At 69.9% G+C, this 13,950-nt stretch carries 16 protein-coding genes; 5 read left to right on the forward strand and 11 right to left on the reverse strand.

Translation table 11 applies throughout. The annotated features are described in order from the left end of the window. Nucleotides 1-234 precede the first annotated feature (234 nt). Complete coding sequence (rpmB, locus tag IM660_RS12380; RefSeq protein ID WP_159621988.1) at nucleotides 235-426, forward strand: 50S ribosomal protein L28; 192 nt, start codon at nucleotides 235-237, stop codon at nucleotides 424-426. Between the two features lie 103 nt (nucleotides 427-529). On the opposite strand, the gene IM660_RS12385 is transcribed toward rpmB, so the two are convergent. Both IM660_RS12385 and IM660_RS12390 read right to left on the reverse strand, forming a co-directional pair. Next, on the reverse strand, nucleotides 530-961 hold the full coding sequence (locus tag IM660_RS12385) for a CBS domain-containing protein (protein ID WP_193495901.1): 432 nt from the start codon (nucleotides 959-961) through the stop codon (nucleotides 530-532). Nucleotides 962-1,047: 86 nt separating this feature from the next. Continuing rightward, the gene (locus IM660_RS12390; RefSeq protein ID WP_193495903.1) at nucleotides 1,048-2,028 is read right to left on the reverse strand and encodes a thiamine-phosphate kinase; all 981 of its coding nucleotides are present in this window, start codon (nucleotides 2,026-2,028) and stop codon (nucleotides 1,048-1,050) included. 44 nt (nucleotides 2,029-2,072) lie between these two features. Here IM660_RS12390 and IM660_RS12395 point away from each other — a divergent pair, with 44 nt between their 5' ends. Further along, nucleotides 2,073-2,612, forward strand: coding sequence for a DUF3515 family protein (locus IM660_RS12395; protein ID WP_246464933.1), 540 nt, complete (start codon nucleotides 2,073-2,075; stop codon nucleotides 2,610-2,612). A 13-nt stretch (nucleotides 2,613-2,625) separates the two neighbouring features. Here the strand turns inward: IM660_RS12395 and IM660_RS12400 are convergent, their stop codons facing one another. Beyond that, nucleotides 2,626-3,741 (reverse strand): D-alanine--D-alanine ligase family protein, encoded by a 1,116-nt coding sequence (locus IM660_RS12400; RefSeq protein ID WP_193495905.1) that lies wholly within the window; start codon nucleotides 3,739-3,741, stop codon nucleotides 2,626-2,628. A 102-nt stretch (nucleotides 3,742-3,843) separates the two neighbouring features. Here IM660_RS12400 and IM660_RS12405 point away from each other — a divergent pair, with 102 nt between their 5' ends. Together IM660_RS12405 and IM660_RS12410 are read left to right on the forward strand one after the other, a co-directional pair. Next, nucleotides 3,844-5,019 carry a trans-sulfuration enzyme family protein gene (locus IM660_RS12405; RefSeq protein WP_193495907.1) on the forward strand — a complete coding sequence of 392 codons (1,176 nt, stop codon included), beginning with the start codon at nucleotides 3,844-3,846 and terminating at the stop codon, nucleotides 5,017-5,019. A gap of 30 nt (nucleotides 5,020-5,049) precedes the next feature. Beyond that, a complete protein-coding gene (locus IM660_RS12410; RefSeq protein ID WP_193495908.1) occupies nucleotides 5,050-5,742 on the forward strand; it encodes an AMIN-like domain-containing (lipo)protein in 693 nt (230 codons plus the stop codon). Between the two features lie 175 nt (nucleotides 5,743-5,917). Here IM660_RS12410 and IM660_RS12415 read toward each other — a convergent pair whose 3' ends face one another. The 8 genes from IM660_RS12415 to leuC form a co-directional block, all read right to left on the reverse strand. After that, nucleotides 5,918-6,292, reverse strand: a complete 375-nt coding sequence (locus tag IM660_RS12415; RefSeq protein ID WP_193495910.1) for a type II toxin-antitoxin system VapC family toxin — start codon at nucleotides 6,290-6,292, stop codon at nucleotides 5,918-5,920. Next, on the reverse strand, nucleotides 6,289-6,522 hold the full coding sequence (locus tag IM660_RS12420; RefSeq protein WP_193495912.1) for a type II toxin-antitoxin system Phd/YefM family antitoxin: 234 nt from the start codon (nucleotides 6,520-6,522) through the stop codon (nucleotides 6,289-6,291). The genes IM660_RS12415 and IM660_RS12420 overlap by 4 nt, the downstream gene beginning before the upstream one ends. A gap of 43 nt (nucleotides 6,523-6,565) precedes the next feature. Next, nucleotides 6,566-7,306 (reverse strand): lysophospholipid acyltransferase family protein, encoded by a 741-nt coding sequence (locus IM660_RS12425; protein WP_193495914.1) that lies wholly within the window; start codon nucleotides 7,304-7,306, stop codon nucleotides 6,566-6,568. Continuing rightward, nucleotides 7,306-7,947 carry a response regulator transcription factor gene (locus IM660_RS12430; RefSeq protein ID WP_193495916.1) on the reverse strand — a complete coding sequence of 214 codons (642 nt, stop codon included), beginning with the start codon at nucleotides 7,945-7,947 and terminating at the stop codon, nucleotides 7,306-7,308. The genes IM660_RS12425 and IM660_RS12430 overlap by 1 nt, the downstream gene beginning before the upstream one ends. After that, nucleotides 7,944-9,230 (reverse strand): sensor histidine kinase, encoded by a 1,287-nt coding sequence (locus tag IM660_RS12435; RefSeq protein ID WP_193495918.1) that lies wholly within the window; start codon nucleotides 9,228-9,230, stop codon nucleotides 7,944-7,946. The genes IM660_RS12430 and IM660_RS12435 overlap by 4 nt, the downstream gene beginning before the upstream one ends. A gap of 348 nt (nucleotides 9,231-9,578) precedes the next feature. After that, nucleotides 9,579-10,892: a UDP-N-acetylglucosamine 1-carboxyvinyltransferase gene (gene murA, locus IM660_RS12440; protein WP_193495919.1), complete on the reverse strand. Its 1,314-nt coding sequence runs from the start codon at nucleotides 10,890-10,892 to the stop codon at nucleotides 9,579-9,581. 67 nt (nucleotides 10,893-10,959) lie between these two features. Continuing rightward, nucleotides 10,960-11,598: a 3-isopropylmalate dehydratase small subunit gene (gene leuD / locus IM660_RS12445; protein ID WP_159621974.1), complete on the reverse strand. Its 639-nt coding sequence runs from the start codon at nucleotides 11,596-11,598 to the stop codon at nucleotides 10,960-10,962. Between the two features lie 25 nt (nucleotides 11,599-11,623). Further along, the gene (gene leuC, locus IM660_RS12450) at nucleotides 11,624-13,105 is read right to left on the reverse strand and encodes a 3-isopropylmalate dehydratase large subunit (protein ID WP_193495921.1); all 1,482 of its coding nucleotides are present in this window, start codon (nucleotides 13,103-13,105) and stop codon (nucleotides 11,624-11,626) included. Nucleotides 13,106-13,213: 108 nt separating this feature from the next. Here leuC and IM660_RS12455 point away from each other — a divergent pair, with 108 nt between their 5' ends. After that, nucleotides 13,214-13,936 carry an IclR family transcriptional regulator gene (locus IM660_RS12455; RefSeq protein WP_159621972.1) on the forward strand — a complete coding sequence of 241 codons (723 nt, stop codon included), beginning with the start codon at nucleotides 13,214-13,216 and terminating at the stop codon, nucleotides 13,934-13,936. Nucleotides 13,937-13,950 lie beyond the last annotated feature (14 nt).

The following is a 13,950-nucleotide window of genomic DNA, read 5'->3' on the forward strand; positions in this document are numbered from 1 at the left end:
GTTCGGCCGCTGGCATCTGCTGGCGCCCAGACGGGCGTGTGCGCCAGAACACGCCGAGATCCTTCCGCACCGGTTTGAGACGGACACGGCGCGTGGAGTACTCTTATCCGGTTGCCCGCCTGCGGGCACGCACTCCGGCCCGCCCGTGTGGCGCCGGCCGAGCGCCTTTCACAGATCGGCCCCATCAACCTGCCGCTTCACCCGTGGCGAGCACTGACCTAGAGGAGACACACCGTGGCTGCTACGTGTGACGTCTGCGCCAAGGCCCCGAGCTTCGGCCACAGCATCTCGCACTCCCACCGCCGGACCAAGCGGCGCTGGAACCCGAACATCCAGAAGGTGCGCACCGTCGTCGGTGGCACCCCGAAGCGCCTCAACGTGTGCACCTCCTGCCTCAAGGCGGGCAAGGTCACCCGCGCCGTCTGAGGACGCAACCCGCAGTATCGAACGAAGCCCTCGCCAGCGGTGGCGAGGGCTTCGTCGCGTTCCGGGCACGATTCCTTGCACGATTCCGGGCAGGACCAGTGCGTCAGTGCGAGACGTAGTCCACCAGCGAGTCACGCTCGGACTGCAGCTCATCCAGCCGGTTCTTCACGATGTCACCGATGGAGACGATGGCCTCCAGCTTGCCGTCCACGACCACCGGCAGGTGCCGGATGCGTCGCTCGGTCATCACCCGGCCCAGCACCTCCAGCTCGTCCTCGGGTACGCAGGTATACACCTCCGCGGTCATCACCTCACCCACAGCCACGCCGAGCACCTCGGCACCGCGAGTGTGCAGGTGCCTGACGACGTCCCGCTCGGTGACGATGCCGGCCACACTCTCACCGTCATCCTCGGAGACGACCACGGCACCGATGTTGTGGTCGTCGAGCACGGCGAGCAGATCGGCCACACTGGCCTGCGGGGAGACGGTCACGACCGACGAACCCTTACGACGGATCACCTCTGAGATACGCATACTTCACGATACGCCGAGTGTGAGCGTTGTCACATCCCGAACGAGGCCGTGTCGGCCCGAACGAGGCCGTGTCGGCCGATCGCGTCTCACCGGCCGGAGAAGTGATCCCAGCCCGAGCCCAGCACCGAGGGCGGCCCGCCGTCGACCGTCACTGCGGGTTCGCCCGCTCGCACCGTCCCGATCTGCCGGAAGCCTTCCGGTACCTCGCCCTCCACCACGGCCAGCAGACCATGGTCCTCCCCACCGGTGAGCACCCACGAGAGGGCGTCCTGCCCGCAGGCGTGTGCCAGCGCCTCCAGCGCTGCCACGTCTGCGGCGATCGCCTGTGAACTCAGGTCGAGCACCACACCGCTGGCCCGGGCCATGCGCCCCGCGTCCCGCAGCAGCCCGTCGCTGACGTCCATCATCGCCTCCACGCCCGCCTCTGCCGCTCGCAGCCCGGCCGCCACCGGCGGCCGCGGCCGCAGGAATCTCCCGACGGCGTCCCTCGCCTCCGCCTCGAGGTGGTCATCCGATGTGAACCCGGCCTCCAGCACCGCCAGTCCGGCGGCGGACCACCCCAGCCGGCCGGCGTGACAGATCCGGGCTCCGGGCCGTGCACCGTCCCGGAGCACCGGAGCGCGCCCCTCCAGGTCGCCGTGTGCCGTCACGGACACCATCACCACTGGTCCGCCCGAGAGGTCCCCGCCCTCGGCCCCGACGGCGTGGATCCTGCAGGCCTGCGCCATCCCGTGAGCGAAGTCCTCCACCCAGGCGACCTCCAGATCACCCGGCAGAACCAGGGAGGTGACGATCGCCGTCGGGCGTGCCCCCATGGCAGCCACATCGGCGAGGTTCTGCATGACGGCGCGCCAGCCGACGTCCGCACCGCTCCCCCAGGCGCGCCGGAAGTGCCGGTCCTCCACCAGCACGTCCGTGGTGACGACGAACCGCCCGTCCGGGGCCGCGACCACGGCCGCATCGTCACCTGGCCCGAGTACCCGGGCAGCGCTGGCCGGCAGCAGCGGCACCACCCGTTCCAGCAGTTCGTCCTCGGTGAGGTCCTGGACCCGTTCGACCTGATGCACTCGCTGAGCCTACCCAGTGACTCGCAGCGATTACGGTGGTGAGCGTGCCTGCCACCACGCGCTCCTTCCCCGGCCCTACCGCCCCGACTGTCAGGGCAGGCGTCCTGACCATGGCGATGGCCGCCGTCGGGGTTCTTGGTGGATGCCAATCAGCTGTGGAGGTGGATCCGGGCCCGACCGCGAGCGCCCCGGTGTGCGCGGAGGTGCTGCGGGCGTTGCCGGACGAGCTCGCGGGCGCCGAGCGGCGTTCGACCACCTCGCAAGCGAGTGCCGCGTGGGGTGAGGATCCGGCGATCACGCTCCGCTGCGGGGTGCAGCCGCCCGGGCCGACCACCGACCGGTGCATCACGGCCGAGGCGGCGAACGGCACATCGGTGGACTGGGTGGTCACCGAACTCGGAGACGTCGAGGGCGGCTGGCAGTTCACGACCTACGGGCGGGTGCCGGCGATCGAGCTGACGGTGCCGGTCTTCCATGCCGGGAACGCCTCGGACGCCGACCCGACCACCCTGCTGGTCGATCTCGGAGAGGCTGTGGACATCATCGGCGCCGAGCGGTCGTGCCTCGGCCTCGACGACGTCTGAGGGACGCCTCCCCTCACCGCAGGCCGGTGCGCCGCTCCCGCGCCAGCTCGATCAGTTCGGTGATCAGGTCGCGATAGGCCAGGCCGGAGCGTTCCCACATCATCGGGTACATCGAGAACGGCGTGAATCCGGGCATGGTGTTCAGCTCGTTGACGAGCACACCGGTCTCGGTGACGAAGAAGTCCACCCGGGCCAGCCCCTCACAGCTGAGCGCCTCGAAGGTCTGCGCGGCCAGGGCCCGCACCTCGGCCGTAGTCTCCTCCGGCAACTGTGCGGGCCAGGCGAGCGTGACGCCGTCGGCGTCGAAGTACTTGGCCTGATAGTCGTAGAACCCGTGGCCGGTGTCGGTGACGACGATCTCCCCGGGCAGTGTGGTGCGCGGGGGCGCGTCCTGGCGGCCTTCCAGCACGGCACACTCGATCTCACGGCCGATGATCGCGGCCTCCACGATCACCTTCGGATCGTGCGCGCGTGCGACCTCGACGGCGTCAGCCAGATCCTCAGGGCGGTCCACCTTGGAGATGCCGATGCTCGAGCCCGCCCGGCACGGCTTGACGAAGACGGGCCACCCGAGCGCGGCCACGGCGGCGAGGGCGTCCTCACGGGCAGTGCGCCACTGACGGTCGGTGATCACGGTGTACGGCCCGACCGGCAAGCCTTCCCCTGCCAGCACGATCTTCATGTAGTGCTTGTCCATCCCGACGGCCGAGGCCAGCACCCCGGAGCCGACGTAGGGCATCCCGGCCAGCTCAAGCATCCCCTGCAGGGTGCCGTCCTCGCCGAAGGGCCCGTGCAGCAGCGGCAGCACCACGTCCACCTGCCCGAGGACGGCCGGGACGGCGCCGGGGTGGTAGCTGACCACCTCCCGGGAGGAGTCCCCCATCGGCAGGAGCACCTGTGCTGCATCGGCGGCGTCCACCTGCGGGGGTGTGGTGCCGGTGATCTGCCATCTGGCCGGATCGTCGGCGGCCATCACCCACTCGCCGGTGCGGGCGATGCCGATCGGCACCACCTCGTAGCGGTCGCGGTCGATCGCGGCGAGCACACCGGCAGCAGTCGCACAGCTGACCGAGTGCTCGTCGCTGCGGCCGCCGAACAGGATCGCCACACGGGTACGTTCGCTCATCATCGCCGAGCGTACGGCAACGAGGGCGCCCGACGGCGGCCCACACTCCGGTCACCGACCTCGCCAGAACGCAGCACCAGCGGGCGGTGCGTAGTCTGGTTCACCGTGACCGATCAGCATGACCCCACGCTTCGTCCCGACACGCTCACGGTGGCCGCAGGCCGCCCGGCCCGCGAGGAGCAGGCGCCGGTGAACCCGCCGGTGGTGCTCTCCTCCACCTACTTCTCCACCGGCTCCCCCGACGGCGGCGATCTCGTGTACGCGCGGCTGGGCACCGAGACGTGGCTGCCGCTGGAGGAGGCGCTGGGCACACTGGAGGGATCGACCTTGCCGGCGCTGGTGTTCGGCTCCGGGATGGGGGCGATCTCGGCAGCTCTGGACTTGGTGCCGGCCGGCGGTGAGGTGATCATCCCCCGGCACAGTTATCACGCCTCGTTGGTGGCCGCCCGGCATCTGGCCGAGCGCTCGCAGGTGCGGGTGACCGAGGTGGACATCGCCGACACCGATCGCGTGACCGCGGCCGTGCGCGAGTCCGCCGCCCGCGGGCACGAACCGGTGCTGTGGGTGGAGTCACCCACCAACCCCATGCTGGAGGTGGCGGACCTGCCGGCGCTGGCGGAGGCGACCCACGCGGCCGGCGGCCTGGTGATCGCGGACAACACCTTCGCGACCCCGCTCGGGCAGCGCCCGCTCACACTCGGGGCGGACGTGGTGGTGCACTCGGTGACCAAGTACCTGGCCGGGCACTCCGATGTGATCCTCGGTGCCGCTCTGACCGACGACGAGGGACTGCATGAGCGGCTGCGCACCCGCCGCAGCATCGGCGGCGCCGTGGCCGGGCCGTGGGAGGCGTGGCTGGCGCTTCGCGGGATGCGCACACTCGCACTGCGGGTGCAGCGCTCCCAGCAGAACGCGGCGGCGCTGGCCGAGCATCTGCGCACCCATCCTCTGGTGGCGGCGGTCAGCTACCCGGGCCTGCCTGACCACCCGCAGCACGAGCGCGCCGCCGCGCAGATGTCTGGGTTCGGGTCGATCCTGACGCTGCGCCCGGTCGGCGGGGTGGAGGGTGCCGAAGCGCTGACGCGGGCGCTTCGACTGTGGCTTCCGGCCACCAGCCTGGGCGGTGTGGAGTCGTCGCTGGAGCGCCGGCGCCGGTTCGCTGCGGAGGCGCCCACGGTGCCGGAGGATCTGTTGCGACTGTCCGTGGGGATCGAGGACGTGGCCGATCTGATCGCCGATCTCGACCGGGCGTTGGCTGTCGCAGCGCAGTACGCTGGGTAGAGGTCTTTCTCGCCGAGGGAGGTGCCGAAGATGCAACGCAGACGGTTCCGATACGCCCCCGCGGCGGCCCTGGCGGCGGCCGCGCTCGCACTGGCCGGGTGTAACGGCGATTCCGACGGCGGCGGTAGCGGTCCGTATGGTGCGCCCGATCCCGCCACCAGCGAGTCGGCCACGGACGAGCCGACCGACGACGATGATGGCGCTGACGGAACGGACGACACTGACGGCGGTGACGAGACCGACGACGGGTCGCAGGATGAACCCTCGGGCAGAGTCGCGCCGTTCCCGGCGGATACCTCACGTGACACCCAGGCGGCGGCCGGGGACATCGACCTGCTGCTGGTGGAGGCACGCACCGGCCGGCACGAGGGCTACGACAGAGTGGTGCTGGAGTTCACCGGATCCGGGACCCCGGGCTGGGTCGGAGAGTACGTCGAGAACCCGGTGCAGGACGGCAGCGGGCTACCGATCGAGGTCGACGGCGAGGCCACCATCCAGGTGACGGTGGAGGGCACCCGGTACCCCGACAAGACCGACGACTACTTCTCCCCCACCGTGCTCTCCGTCGAGGGTGAGGCGATCGAGGAGGTCGACGTCGGTGGCACGTTCGAGGGCTACACGCAGGTCGTGGTCGGCGTGGATGACGGTGACGCTCCGTTCCGGGTCTTCTCGCTCACTGATCCGACGCGGGTGGTCATCGACGTCCAACACACCGAGGACTAAGAGGTCGCACGGATAGGCAAAGCCTGCTACGCGTCGCCCCAGCACGCACCTCGCTGCGTTGTCGTCGGTCGACGTGGCTCCGCCACGCCTTCCTCCTCCGCCTTGCGATGCACGCACTGGCTGCGTCGCTCGCGACGGCAGCCCTATCCGCGCGACCTCTGAGCAGCACGCACACTCAGGCGAGGAGAACCTCGTAGCCGGCGAAGCGGCGATCGACGGTCGCGATCGTCATGCTCTCGACCTGCGCCTGCGCGATCAGCATCCGGTCAAAGGGGTCGCGATGATGCCACGGCAATGTCGCCAGGGCTGCTGCATGCTCCGGCGCCAGGGGTAGCGCGGAGAACCCCTCCTCGATCAACGTCTCCGCTGCACCCTCGGGCGCTGACAACGTGCCGAGCGACTGCTTGATCGCGATTTCGGTGATGCTCACAGCCGAGAACCACACCGCGACGTCCGGGTCCGCAAGCAGGTCGCGGTGATGTGGCCGCAACGACGGATCATCGGCGAGCCACCACAGCAGCACATGCGTGTCCGCAAGGATCCGCCTCACGCGCCGTACCAGTCGCGTTCGTCCTCGGCACTGAAGTCGTCGAAGTCATCAGCGATCACCACCCGGCCACGCCACCGGCCGGGGACGCGCGGGTCGCGGCGATCGGAGAACGGCACCAGCCGCGCCACGGGGCGCCCATGGCGGGTCACCACCGTCTCCTCACCGCGCTCGGCGTCCGCGATCAGTCGCGAGAGTTGCGACTTCGCCTCGTACACGCTCACGGTTGCCATAGCGCCATTATTCTGGTCTGGTCTGGTCTGGTCTGGTCAAGGGTCAGCGCCGGTAGCCCTGTCCGGGCTCGGGCCGCCACACCAAGGGTTCAGCCGGCGGTGTGCCCGGTCGGATGGTGGCCAGCAGGCTGGTGATCGCGGCCATGATCAGGCCACTCACCTCGCGCAGCACGTCCGCGTCGATCTCCCGGTCACGGAATGCCCGGAGATCCAACGGCTGCCCCGCACGCACCGTGATCCGGGGGCGTCGCCAGGGGTGCAGCCGGTACGTGGGCGGAGGCATGAGTTCGTGTGCACCCCACTGCGCGACCGGGACCACCGGCACCCCGGTCTCCAACGCCAGCCGTGCCGCACCGGTGCGGGCCGCCATCGGCCACAGGTCCGGATCACGGGTGAGGGTGCCTTCGGGGAAGATCAGCACGCTCGTCCCCGACTGCAGCCGCTGCGCAGCCACCGTCACGGACTCGGAGGCCTCTCCCGTGTCCCGGTAGACCGGCACGAAACCGCAGGCGCGCAGCAGCCAGCCGAGTCCGCGTGCCTCGAACAGCGGCGACTTGGCCAACGCGACCGGGAAGTGGCCCTGCCCGACGAAGAAGTGCAGTGCCGTCAGCGGGTCGACGGTGGAGACATGGTTGGCCACGGCCAGGAACGGGCCCTCAGGCAGGTTCTCGATCCCGATCCAGTGCGGGCGGGTCATGGCCCGGACGAGCGGGCGCGCGACCCCGGCGGCGACGCGGTAGGCACGCGGCACCGGCGCCCGGCCCTCGCCGCGATCCTCCCCCATTAGATCCACCCTCGCGCACGCGCCGTGCGCGCAGCCTCGTGCCGGTTCGCGGCACCGAGCTTGGTGGCCGCTGCGGACAGGTAGTTGCGCACCGTGCCGGGACTGAGCGATGCCCGCGAGGCGATCTCCTCCACCGGCGCCCCGTCCGCTGCCAGTTCAAGCACATCGGCCTCCCGCGCGGTGAGCGGGCTCGCGCCGGCGGAGATCGCCTCGGCCGCGAGCTCGGGATCGACGTAACGCCCGCCGGCGACCACCTGGCGGAGCACGTCCGCCAGCACCTTCGCTGAGACAGTCTTGGGCAGGAATCCGCGCACTCCCGCCTCGAGCGCCTTCTTGAGGTAGCCGGGCCTGCCGTGACTGGTGACGATCACGCACGCACACCGTGGCACCTCGGCGAGGATCTGCTGAGCCGCCTCGATGCCGTCCAACCCGGGCATCTGCAGGTCCAGAACGGCCACGTCCGCGGACAGTTTCCGCGCCGCGGCCACCGCTTCCGTGCCGCTCGCCGCCTGGCCGATCACCGTGATGTCGTCCTCCAGGTCGAGCAGCGAGGCGACGGCGTCCCGGATGAGGTTCTCGTCATCGGCGAGAAGCACCCGGATGGGCGAGATTGTGCCCGCATCGTTGGTCCGGTCGGTCATCGCCGTGACTCCTCCTGCTCAGTTGTGGTGGCTCTCTCGCCGTCGTCGGGCACCTCGGCCCGGATCCGGAAGCCCCCGTCGTCGGTCGCTCCTGAGTCGATCCTGCCACCCACGGTGGCGAGCCGTTCGGCCAGGCCGTGCAGACCCGAACCCTGACGCGCCGGGGCGAGCGGGCGAACACCGTCGTTGACGATCTCGACGCTGGCTGCGCCGTCGCCGGCCTCAAGGGTGATCACGGCGGTGCGTGCATCGGCGTGCCGGACCACATTCGTGACGGCCTCGCGCACCACCCAGGCGAGCGCTTCGGCTGCCTGGTCTCCCACCTGCTCCCGTTCACCGGAGACCGTTACCCGCACACCCGCCGATTGCAGAATGTCCCGGGCGCCGGCGAGTTCAGTGGGCAGGTCAGCCCGCCGGTAGCCGTCGACGACGGCCCTCACCTCCCGGAGCGCATCCTGGGAGATCTGGCGTACCTCGAGCATCTTCTCCGCACCCCGGGGATCACCTCGCCGCGCCAGCTCGGCGGCCAGCTCGCTGGTGACCGCGACGGTGGCCAGGGTGCGTCCGAAGATGTCGTGCAGGTCGCGAGAGAAGCGCAACCGCTCCTCGGCCACCGCGAGGCGCGCGTCGACCTCCCGGCGGCGGTCGAGGTCCCACACGACGCCGATCATCCAGGCAGCGACGCGGAACGAGGCCGTGATACCGACGAAGATCATCGTCGATGCGATGACGAAGGGCACGCCGGTGCGCGGATCACCGGTCGCATCGACCTGGATGGCGGCGACGCCCACCAGGATCGGCAGTGCCAGCAGGATGAGAGTCCGGGGCCGGACCACGGGTGCGACAGCTGCCCCGAGCACCAGCAGCGGCATCAGCAGGAGCCAGCCCGGGATCCTGGTGTCCTCAGGCGGATCGTCCGGCCACGGGAGGGCGTACAGCGCTACGGCAACCACGGTCAGCAGCGCCACCGTCGTCGCGCCCAGGGCCACGATGAGACGAACCGGGCGTGGGCGTCGGCCCAGGTAGTGATCGACTGCACGTGCCAGGGCGATCTCGGCGAGACCAGCCTGGAGGAGAAAGGCGCCGACCAGGACCGGGACGTACCACGCGCCGAGATCCGCGAGCTCGGTGGTGACCACCACCAAGCCGAAGAAGGGGCCGAACACCAGCAGGACGTACAGCGACCACCGGTTGTAGACCTCGAACCGTTCCGGATCGCTCCATCCGCTCCACCACGCTGCTCGCATCGGGCTCACGGTACCGGGCCGCAACGAGGTCATCATGCAGTCCAGCCTCGGCCCACAGTTCTCCCCGCGCCAGTGCCGGAGCTCACGCTCGACCGGTAGTGGCGCATCGGATGGCGATGACGAATGTCATGGGAGTGGAGTGGTCGTCATGGAGGGCGCCGGGCCCGAAGGCCCGGCGCCCGGTGGTGCGGTACGCGGGAGAGAAGACGCACCTGCACCTCACACCTGCCCCAGCGGGAGACTGGCACCGGGACTACGGCGTCACGGCCGGATCTCGGATTCCGGCCGGTCGGGGCTGCCCGACTCCTCCACTGTGCGAGGCGAACCTGAGAGCCCGCTGGGAGCAACCTGGCAATTTGCCTCAGGATCCGTCCAGGCAGGTTCTCAGACTGTCTCGAACGTCGCGCCGAGTGCCTCGAGCTTGCCGGTGAAGTTCTCGTACCCGCGGTTGATGAGCTCGATCCCACGCACCTGGGAGGTGCCCTCGGCCGCCAGTGCGGCGATCAGGTGGGAGAAGCCGCCACGCAGGTCCGGTACCTCGATGTCGGCAGCGCGCAGCGGCGCCGGACCGGAGACGACGGCGGAGTGGAAGAAGTTGCGCTGTCCGAAGCGGCACTCCAGGCCGCCCAGGCACTCCCGGTAGACCTGGATCGTGGCGCCCATCTGGCGCAGTGCCTCGGTGAAACCGAACCGGTTCTCGTAGACAGTCTCGTGCACGATCGACAAGCCCGTGGCCTGGGTCAGGGCAACGACGAGCGGCTGCTGCCAGTCGGTCATGAAGCCGGGGTGGACATCGGTCTCGAGCACGATCGAGGCCAGTTCGGTACCTGGATGACGGAAGCGGATGCCTTCGTCGTCGATATCGAACTCACCCCCGACCTTCCGGAAGGTGTTCAGGAAGGTCATCATGTCGGGCTGCCGGGCGCCGCGCACGTAGACGTCACCCCGCGTGGCGAGTGCGGCCGAGGCCCAGGACGCGGCCTCGATCCGGTCCGGGAGCGCGGCGTGGGTGAACCCGCCGAGGCGTGGCACGCCCTCCACGCGGATCACTCGGTCGGTGTCGACGGAGATGATCGCGCCCATGCGCTGCAGCACCGCGATCAGGTCCATGATCTCTGGCTCGATCGCGGCATTGCGTAGTTCGGTCACGCCGGCGGCCCGGACGGCGGTGAGCAGCAGCTGTTCGGTGGCTCCCACGCTGGGGTAGGGCAGGTCGACCTTGGTGCCGTGCAGGCCGCGGGGGGCGGTGATGAGGATGCCAGTGTCGAGCTTGTCCACCTGGGCGCCGAACTGGCGCAGGATCTCCAGGTGGTAGTCGATGGGGCGGTCACCGATTCGGCAACCGCCGAGATCGGGGATGAAGGCCTCTCCGAGGCGGTGCAGCAGCGGACCGCACAGCAGGATCGGGATGCGGCTCGCGCCGGCGTGGGTGTCGATGTCCGCCTTGTGTGCGATCTCGACGTTGCGCGGGTCCAGGCGGACCACGCCGCCCGGAACGTCACGTTCGACCTGGACGCCGTGGAGCCGGAGCAGTCCGGCGACGACGTTGACGTCGCGGATCTCGGGCACATTGCGCAGCTCGCTCGTGTCCTCGCCCAGCAGGGCCGCGACCATGGCCTTGGAGACGAAGTTCTTCGCTCCGCGGACCGTGATCTCACCCTGCAGCGGGGTCCCGCCGTGCACCTGCAGATGACTCATGCAACCGTCCTCGTCGTCATCCCCCGACCTAGCGCCCGACCGGTGGGACGGGCCAGACAAGGGTACGTCAGACGCTCGGGCGGGCCGCCTCGATCTCGACGCTCGGCAGGTGCTTGGCCGGCAGCGCCTTCGGACGCCAGGAGCCGCGGGTCGCCTCGAAGGAGGTGATCTCCTCTTCGTGGTTCAGCGTCAGGCCGATGTCGTCGAGGCCCTCCATGAGCCGCCAGCGGGTGTACTCATCCACCTGGAACGGGGCCACGACCGAACCGCAGGTGACAGTCCGGTTCTCCAGATCGACCGTGATCTCGGTGCCGGGCTCGGTCTCGAGCACCTTCCAGATCTGCTCGATGTCGTCCTGGGCGAGCTGGGCGGCGAGCAGCCCCTGCTTACCGGAGTTGCCGCGGAAGATGTCCGCGAAGCGGGAGGCGAGGACGGCCTTGAAGCCATAGTCCTTCAGCGCCCAGACGGCGTGCTCGCGGGAGGATCCGGTGCCGAAGTCGGGGCCCGCCACCAGCACCGAGCCGGAGGAGTAGGCCTCCTGGTTGAGCACGAACTCCGGATCGCCGCGCCACGCGGCGAACAGCGCATCCTCAAAGCCGGTGCGGGTGACGCGCTTGAGGTAGACGGCGGGGATGATCTGGTCGGTGTCGACGTTGCTGCGACGCAGCGGAACCCCGACGCCGGTGTGAGTGGCGAACTTCTCCATGGTGCTTCTCCTGACGAGTCGGGGCTCAGACCTGCAGCGGTACGCGCGGGTCGAGCGGGGCCAGCGGGGTGCCGTCGAAGGATGTGAGGTCGACGTCCTCCGGCAGGTCCAGGTCGGCGAGCGACGAGAGGGTGCCGCGGATGGCGGTCGCAGCGGCGACCAGAGGTGAGACCAGGTGGGTGCGCCCACCCTTGCCCTGCCGGCCCTCGAAGTTGCGGTTGGACGTGGACGCGGACCGCTCCCCCGGGGCGAGCTGGTCGGGGTTCATGCCCAGGCACATCGAGCATCCGGCGTTGCGCCACTCGGCACCGAAGTCCAGGAAGATCTCGTCCAGACCCTCGGCCTCGGCCTGCAGGCGGACACGAGCCGAGGCCGGAACCACCAGCACGCGAACACTGTCGGCCTTGGAACGGCCCTTGAGAACCTTGGCCACCGAGCGCAGGTCCTCGATCCGGCCGTTCGTGCAGGAGCCGATGAACACGGTGTCGACGGCGATGTCCCGCAGCGGGGTGCCGGGCACCAGGCCCATGTACTCCACCGCCCGCTCGGCGGCGACGCGCTCGTTCTCGTCGGCGATCTCCTCCGGGACGGGCACGTTGGCGCTCAACGGCAAGCCCTGGCCAGGGTTGGTGCCCCAGGTGACGAAGGGCTCGAGGTCGTCGGCCTCGAGCACCACCTCGGCGTCGAAGACGGCATCGTCGTCGCTGCGCAGGGTCTTCCAGTACTCGACGGCCTCGTCCCAGTCGGCGCCCTCGGGGGCGTGCGGACGGCCCTTGAGGTAGTCGAAGGTGGTCTCGTCCGGGGCGATCATGCCCGCCCGGGCGCCTGCCTCGATGGACATGTTGCAGACAGTCATCCGCGCTTCCATCGAGAGCTTGCGGATGGCTTCGCCCCGGTACTCGAGCACGTAGCCCTGACCGCCGCCGGTGCCGATCTTGGCGATGATCGCCAAGATGATGTCCTTGGACGTCGCGCCCGGGGGCAGGTCGCCGTTGACGGTGATCGCCATGGTCTTGAACGGGGCGAGCGGCAGCGTCTGGGTGGCGAGGACGTGCTCCACCTCGGAGGTACCGATGCCGAAGGCGAGCGCGCCGAAAGCGCCGTGGGTGGAGGTGTGGGAGTCGCCGCAGACGACCGTCAGGCCGGGCATCGTCAGCCCGAGCTGCGGACCCACCTGGTGCACGATGCCCTGGTCGGCGTCACCGAGGGAGTGGATGCGCACGCCGAACTCCTCGGCGTTCTTGCGCAGGGTGTCGATCTGCGTGCGGCTGGTCAGGTCCGCGATCGGCAGGTCGATGTCCAGCGTCGGCGTGTTGTGGTCCTCGGTGGCGAGCGTCAGGTCGGGACGGCGCACCTTCCGGCCGGCGAGGCGGAGCCCCTCGAACGCCTGGGGACTGGTCACCTCGTGCACGAGGTGAAGATCGATGTAGAGCAAGTCAGGAGCGCCGTCGCTCCCCTTGCGGACCACGTGGTCCTGCCACACCTTCTCTGCCAGCGTTCCGGCCATGCGTGTCACCTTCTTCGTTCGTGGGCCCCGGTGGGTGGTGGGGCCCCTTCTGCCTGGGTCGGATCTCAAGACTTGCAGTCTCACGGTGTGAGATGGCAGTATCGACCTATGGACAACTCTAGCGGAGTCGGCGTCCTCGACAAAGCCGCGATCGTCCTGGGAGCCCTTGAGGCCGGCCCGGCGACGCTGGCACAGCTGGTCGCCGCGACCCACCTTGCACGCCCCACGGCGCACCGGCTGGCGGTGGCGCTCGAGCACCACCGATTCGTTGCCCGCGATATGCAGGGGCGCTTCGTGCTGGGCCCTCGCCTGGCTGAGCTCGCTTCTGCCGCCGGTGAGGACCGGCTGCTCGCCGCCGCTGGTTCGGTGCTGCTCGCCCTACGCGACCACACCGGCGAAAGCGCCCAGCTGTTCCGCCGTCAGAGCGACCAGCGCATCTGCGTGGCCGCAGCCGAGAAGCAGATGGGCCTGCGCGATTCGATCCCGGTCGGGGCGACGCTCTCCATGCTCGCCGGTTCGGCCGCCCAGGTGCTGCTCGCCTGGGAGGAGCCGGACCGGTTGCACCGAGGACTGCACGGCGCGAAGTTCACCGCCACAATCCTCTCCGGTGTGCGCCGGCGCGGCTGGGCGCAAAGCGTGAGCGAGCGCGAGGTCGGTGTGGCCTCGGTCTCGGCACCTGTGCGTGGCCCATCCGGCCGGGTGATCGCCGCGGTGTCGGTCTCCGGGCCGATCGAGCGCATGACCCGCCAGCCGGGGCGGCTGCACGCGAACGCGGTGATGGCTGCAGCGAACCGGCTCAGCGACGTGCTGCGGACGGGCGACAACAGCTGAGTCGTGCCTGCGGG

The organism is Ruania alkalisoli (assembly GCF_014960965.1).
In the GTDB taxonomy this organism is placed as follows: Bacteria; Actinomycetota; Actinomycetes; order Actinomycetales; family Beutenbergiaceae; genus Ruania; species Ruania alkalisoli.

What these genes read in the sequence shown, in the direction of transcription:
- leuD (WP_159621974.1), bottom strand. Translation starts at nt 11,598, where the DNA reads ATGGAGAAGTTCGCCACTCACACCGGCGTCGGGGTTCCGCTGCGTCGC.
- IM660_RS12410 (WP_193495908.1), top strand. Translation starts at nt 5,050, where the DNA reads ATGCAACGCAGACGGTTCCGATACGCCCCCGCGGCGGCCCTGGCGGCG.
- IM660_RS12435 (WP_193495918.1), bottom strand. Translation starts at nt 9,230, where the DNA reads ATGATGACCTCGTTGCGGCCCGGTACCGTGAGCCCGATGCGAGCAGCG.
- IM660_RS12455 (WP_159621972.1), top strand. Translation starts at nt 13,214, where the DNA reads ATGGACAACTCTAGCGGAGTCGGCGTCCTCGACAAAGCCGCGATCGTC.
- IM660_RS12425 (WP_193495914.1), bottom strand. Translation starts at nt 7,306, where the DNA reads ATGGGGGAGGATCGCGGCGAGGGCCGGGCGCCGGTGCCGCGTGCCTAC.
- IM660_RS12400 (WP_193495905.1), bottom strand. Translation starts at nt 3,741, where the DNA reads ATGATGAGCGAACGTACCCGTGTGGCGATCCTGTTCGGCGGCCGCAGC.
- IM660_RS12385 (WP_193495901.1), bottom strand. Translation starts at nt 961, where the DNA reads ATGCGTATCTCAGAGGTGATCCGTCGTAAGGGTTCGTCGGTCGTGACC.
- murA (WP_193495919.1), bottom strand. Translation starts at nt 10,892, where the DNA reads ATGAGTCATCTGCAGGTGCACGGCGGGACCCCGCTGCAGGGTGAGATC.
- leuC (WP_193495921.1), bottom strand. Translation starts at nt 13,105, where the DNA reads ATGGCCGGAACGCTGGCAGAGAAGGTGTGGCAGGACCACGTGGTCCGC.
- IM660_RS12420 (WP_193495912.1), bottom strand. Translation starts at nt 6,522, where the DNA reads ATGGCAACCGTGAGCGTGTACGAGGCGAAGTCGCAACTCTCGCGACTG.
- IM660_RS12430 (WP_193495916.1), bottom strand. Translation starts at nt 7,947, where the DNA reads ATGACCGACCGGACCAACGATGCGGGCACAATCTCGCCCATCCGGGTG.